The sequence below is a fragment of the Rhodothermales bacterium genome (genome assembly GCA_013002345.1).
Classification (GTDB): Bacteria; Bacteroidota; Rhodothermia; order Rhodothermales; family JABDKH01; genus JABDKH01.
In genome coordinates this window covers 1-5,328 of record JABDKH010000071.1, presented here as the reverse complement: position 1 = coordinate 5,328, position 5,328 = coordinate 1, and the positions used below count along the sequence as shown (strand labels likewise).

Genomic DNA, 5,328 nt, shown 5'->3' with positions numbered 1-5,328 from the left:
CGTGTCTGGTGCCGGCGGGAATCGAATCTCGGTCGATCCTACCGTGCGACCCGCTAGTCCGTCTTCGCGTCGTGCTTCCCGAACAGGGCCCACGCGGCTATCGCAAAGCACATCAGTGAGGCAAGACCGAAAACGATGCGTCCGATCCAGACGTTGGTGTCGTGCGGCACAAACCAGAAGCCACCCGACATGTGTTCGCCGGCACCGAACAGGGCGACCCATCCCGCAATAATCCCCATGCTCACGACCAGCGACCCGGCCGCGATCGACCGCAGTCTACTCGAGGGCGGGACCAGCACGGCCACACCGCCACCGACGAAGACCACTCCGCAAAGCGCGAGAATCCACAAGGGTGCGTGTACGGATCCTGGATCAGGCTCAAGCACGCCAAGGGCAACGGCAACAATGACGAGTCCGGCGCCGATTAGTCCCGTGGCAAAGAGCTTGTTATGGAGCGAAGTCATTTCCTGTTACGAAGTCTCAATTGATCTCCGTCGGGATAGCTGCAATATCCACGGGCGTGTCCGCGCCAAAAGCGTTCAGCTTTTCAGCAGCGTTTCAAGCCCTGCCTCTATGACGCTGAGTTGCATTCGCATGGCCTCGCGAAGGTCAAACGGCCTGACCTCAAACTCATCCAGCAGCTGACGCTGTTCACCTGCGCCCACAGCGTTTTTCAGCCGGTCCCGGAAGTCAACGTAGGGACTTGACGCGTCCTGCTCCGGCGGCGGCTCCCGACCGATCAGAAATAGCGGCATCTCGGTCACCAGGCACAACGGATCGCCTCCCAGTGACCGTACGTAGTCCATGGAACTCTGCCGAAAGCGCGACGCCATCTCTTCGTCACCGCGTGAAAGGAAGAACGTTCGCATGGCCTCTCCTTCCGGCGTTGTGTTGAAACCCGGACCCAGATAGAAAAAGCCCTTCTCTCCCTGCCGGTTGTGGTCGTGCAGCCCGAGTCCCGCGGCCACAGCCAGCTCGCGAAATCGCTGTTGCAGGTCCTCCGTCCGGAATCCCCATCTGCGATCGATGAGGAGAAAGGCACCATCCGAGAATCCCATTCCGTGCAGACTACAATGCATTTCGAACGGACCTTGCTCGACCAGCAGTGACGATACGGCTCGATTCTCGACGCGGCCGTCCGGAAACGCGAACTCCACGTCTCTTCCCGGAAGCTCTCTGAAGGCATGCTCCAGATAGGCCTCAGGGTCTGGCCATTGTTCGATCCAGCGCCCATTCCTTGACTCGCCGTCAGGATTTGAGTGCGGAACGATGGAGAACGTAAACGTCTCCAGCAGGGCGCCATATCGCTCGGGCTCGGAGGCGAGCGCGATCACAAGGTGCCGAAGCGTTTCAGGCCCTACCGGCTCATCGGAGTGATTTCCAGCGATCAGGCTGATGCGGCGCCCCCCTCCTCCAATGACAAACCCAAGCAGATTGCGGCCCTCTCCGCTTCGACCCAGAATCTCGGCCTTTTGGACCACCACGCTCCCGCGGCAGGTGTCCAGAAGAAGTTGCTCGACCTCGTCCTGCGTTCGAAATCGCACTGCTCCATCGGGGATGATCTGGTCCAGCATCTTAAGTCACAGCCGTTTTTGACGAGAAACCCGGTGTTTGCCTACCTTGCCCGGTCAAGTCGCGGGCTCGTCATGAAAATATGCTTTGCCACAAGTGAATGCGTCCCCTACGTCAAAACAGGGGGACTTGCCGACGTTTCCGGCGCACTACCGATCGCGCTCGACCGGCTGGACTGCGAGGTCAAGCTATTCCTTCCGCTCTACCAGTCCATCGATACACTCAAGCATGAACTGACGTTCTGCGCCGACATCCCCAACATCCCGGTTGAGATCGGAAATCGTGCGTACACGTTCAATACGTGGTATGGTCACCTCCCCGGCACTGACGTAGCGGTCTATCTCATCGACTGTCCGCACTACTTCCACCGGACGTCGACGTATACAAATCATCCGGATGAAGGCGAACGGTTCATCTTCTTCCAGCACGCCATATTCAAGGTGCTGCAAAAGTACAACTGGTCTCCCGACATCTTCCATTGCAACGACTGGCAGACGGGGCTCATACCTGCGCTCGCCCGCCACACCTACGGTTGGGACGACCTCTTCAAGAACAGTGCGTCGATCTACTCCATCCACAACATTGCCTATCAGGGACGCTTCTCACCTTCCGTGTTCGGACTCGCGGGGATCGGTGGACAGCATTTCGAGGCCGGGGGCCCGTATGAACTTCACGGCTCTTTCTGCTTCATGAAATCCGGCATTCATTTTTCGGACAAGATCAGTACCGTCAGCGAGACGTACGCTCGAGAGATCCAGACGGCGGAACTTGGCGCGGACATGCAGGACGTGCTGAGGAGTCGCAGCTACGACCTCGTAGGGATTCTCAACGGCATTGACGCAGACGAGTGGAACCCCGCCACGGACGCACTCATCCCGCAGACGTACACGGCCGACACGCTGCAGAAGAAGGCGGAGAACAAGCGTCAGCTTCTCGAACGGTTCGGATTGCCCTACGACCCCGACGTGCCGTTGCTTGGAATCGTGTCGCGACTGGCGGTGCAAAAAGGGTTTGAGCTGCTGCAGCCCATCGTCAGCACGCTCATCGAACGGGAGGGCGTCCAGTTCGTCATGCTTGGCAGCGGCGAATACGGCTACGAGGAGTTCTTCCGACGCGCGGCCGAGGCTCATCCCAATAATGTCGGCGTGTACATAGGGTACAACGACGAGTTATCACACTGGATCGAGGCCGGCTCCGACATGTTCCTGATGCCGTCTCGCTATGAGCCGTGCGGACTCAATCAGATGTACAGCCTGAAGTACGGGACCATACCGATCGTCCGAAAGACGGGCGGACTCGCTGACACCGTGGCGGACTACCACGAGCATCACCGAATGGGAAACGGGTTCTCTTTTGTCGACTTCACACCGTTCGCGCTGTTCACGTCCATCATGCGCGCACTGCATCTTTTCCGTGACAAAGATGCGTGGGCCGAGGTACAGCGACGTGGAATGGCTGCTGACTTCTCGTGGGACGCTTCTGCCGACCGCTACCTGGAGCTATACCGCTGGGCCATCGAAAGGCGACAGGGCGGATTCTAGTCCGACGCCTTGTCGAGCGGCGGCTGCGTAGCGAGGAACTCCTGTGCGAACCTCTCACGGTAGGACGTGAGCAAATCATCCAGCCGCTTGCGCGATGATGATCGCAGGACGAGCCCCGCATGGTGCGGCTTCTCCATTCTCCAGAAGACCTCCTCGCCATCAAAGGGTGTCATGTCGGGATGCTCCGTTCGAGAGAGGCATACGACGAGCCCGGCGTGATCCGCCCGGGTTTCAGGCAGGTTGTAAGGCGAGCCTGTGAGCGGTAGAACGACGTTGCGCGCCCATTCCTGCCAGAGATTGACTCCATACGCCGCCTCTACCAGCTGGTCTATTCCGGCACCTCCGACGCGAGCCGCAACCTCCAGGAAGTACAGCTTCCCGTCCTCGCTACGCCGGATGAACTCGGCGTGCGCGACGCCCTCCTTGAGTCCGAACGCCTTCAGCAATCTCTTGTTGGCTTTCGCCAGGTCGCTGGCCAGGTCACTGGACGGCTCAACCGTCGTCGTCTGAAAGACTCCCCCGCCCTGGTAGATGTTCAGCGGCGGATTCTGGTATTGGCTGGGAGCGACAAACACGACCTTGCCGGACGTAATCACACTGTCGACATGGAACACGTCTCCGCTCACGAACTCTTCGATCAGAAAATCCGACTGCTGATCGCCCAGTGCCTCAATCTGACTCCACACCTCGTCGGCTGAGTCGATCTTGCGGATACCCATGGCGCTTGCTTCCATCCGGGGCTTCATTACCCATGGTGCAGGAACGGTCGCCAGGAACTCTCCGATGAGCGCATGATTCAGCACCGACACAAATCGGGGCATCCGAATACGGGATTTCTTCGCCCGGGTACGCATGGCGAGTTTGTCACGGAAGAAGCGAGCCTGCGTATGGCCGATCCCCGGGACGCGGAAATGCTCCCGCAGATTCGCCGCCACCATCGCATCATACTCGTCGAGAGCGACGATCGCATCGACGCCCTGACGACGGGCGAGATAAGCCACACCGTTCGTGACGTCACGCTCTCGGGACAGATCGGGCATGGCATGGAACTCGTCTATGCTCGCAAACGGCCAGCGCTCATATCTGAATTTCTCTTTCGTGATAAGTATCACGTAGGCTCCGGCGGCCTTGCATGCCTCAAGAAATTGTCCACCCTTGAAGTAGCTGGCAAGGCAGACAATGACGGGTTGACGGCTTTCGGTCATGAGATGGTCACGGATGGATCTGAAGTGCATGTGTTGCGATGCTCGTCGCCGGGTCAGGGGCGGACGACTCCCCCGACCGTGAGCAGTCGGTCGGTATTGACGCGAATGTCATTGTAGTAAACGAATACTGTGTACAGATTCTCGGGGCGCGGAATGCCGCGGTCGATTGTTTCTCTGGCCTCGCTGTCCGTCGCATAATAGCGGTACTCGTACTGACCCTGCTTGACAAGCACATTACCCTCGTACCTACCGGCTCCGATGACGAAGTCAAGACGACTGTCCGGCGAGGCCTTCCAGTTGTTGAAGCTGCCTACCACGTAGATGTCACCGCGCAATCGGCGTTCGTTCGGCGGCACGAAGCTGAACTGAACATTCAGATATTCAGCGCCGGTCGCGGGCTCGGAGACCGACCGTACGGCCGCGGACACGACCGACTGTCCGTTGAGGAGCGGAGCAATGCCTGTTCCTCCGAACCTGGCGTAGTCGGGCTCCAGGTACACACCGTATGGTGATTCCGTTCGATTCGTTCGCTCGATCCTGTCGCCCACGCGGATTTCCGACAGGTCGACGTAGTAGTCGGCGCTCGTAGGTTCAAAGGCTGTAGACGGTTGCAGATAGAACTGAAGATCCGGCTGCTGCATGAGTGAGGGATCGGTCGTACAGCGCGGCTGAAGGAGCCGGCCGTTCTGGGTGAAGCAGACGGCGTAGTCGAAGACCGCCCCCTCCAATCCTGATGGAGGGCTGAACTGAGCGACCGGAGATACCGATCTGAAGCCCTGCCCCGGCGCCGGGAACGTCTCAAAATCGACGTCGACAGCCGTGGCCTGTTCCGTCACGAAAAAGGCACGCTCAAAAAGGATGTCGTTCTCACGACCCTGCTCCGTCACACGAAGAACGTAGTTACCGCTCAAGGTGAACACGATGTCCTCGGCCGGAAATCGATAGCGGTAGTGCACATACGAGACTTCCGTACCACGCGACGGTTGATAGTCGAGGATGTCGCCACGCTG

At 59.0% G+C, this 5,328-nt stretch carries 5 protein-coding genes; 1 reads left to right on the top strand and 4 read right to left on the bottom strand.

The features are described 5' to 3' along the window. Positions 1–53: 53 nt before the first annotated feature. Positions 54–464 carry a hypothetical protein gene (locus tag HKN37_03670; GenBank protein ID NNE45738.1) on the bottom strand — a complete coding sequence of 137 codons (411 nt, stop codon included), beginning with the start codon at positions 462–464 and terminating at the stop codon, positions 54–56. Positions 465–539: 75 nt separating this feature from the next. Further along, complete coding sequence (locus HKN37_03665) at positions 540–1,574, bottom strand: peptidase M14 (protein NNE45737.1); 1,035 nt, start codon at positions 1,572–1,574, stop codon at positions 540–542. A 72-nt stretch (positions 1,575–1,646) separates the two neighbouring features. Between HKN37_03665 and glgA the strand changes: the two genes are divergently transcribed. Next, entirely contained in the window at positions 1,647–3,113 is a 1,467-nt protein-coding gene (glgA, locus tag HKN37_03660; protein ID NNE45736.1) for a glycogen synthase GlgA, read from the top strand. On the opposite strand, the gene HKN37_03655 is transcribed toward glgA, so the two are convergent. Next, positions 3,110–4,318 (bottom strand): ATP-grasp domain-containing protein, encoded by a 1,209-nt coding sequence (locus HKN37_03655; protein NNE45735.1) that lies wholly within the window; start codon positions 4,316–4,318, stop codon positions 3,110–3,112. The two genes, glgA and HKN37_03655, sit on opposite strands and share 4 nt — an antisense overlap. A gap of 53 nt (positions 4,319–4,371) precedes the next feature. Beyond that, positions 4,372–5,328: DUF5103 domain-containing protein (locus HKN37_03650; protein NNE45734.1), on the bottom strand; the 957-nt coding region annotated here is incomplete at its 5' end.

What these genes read in the sequence shown, in the direction of transcription:
- HKN37_03655 (NNE45735.1), bottom strand. Translation starts at nt 4,318, where the DNA reads ATGACCGAAAGCCGTCAACCCGTCATTGTCTGCCTTGCCAGCTACTTC.
- HKN37_03665 (NNE45737.1), bottom strand. Translation starts at nt 1,574, where the DNA reads ATGCTGGACCAGATCATCCCCGATGGAGCAGTGCGATTTCGAACGCAG.
- HKN37_03670 (NNE45738.1), bottom strand. Translation starts at nt 464, where the DNA reads ATGACTTCGCTCCATAACAAGCTCTTTGCCACGGGACTAATCGGCGCC.
- glgA (NNE45736.1), top strand. Translation starts at nt 1,647, where the DNA reads ATGAAAATATGCTTTGCCACAAGTGAATGCGTCCCCTACGTCAAAACA.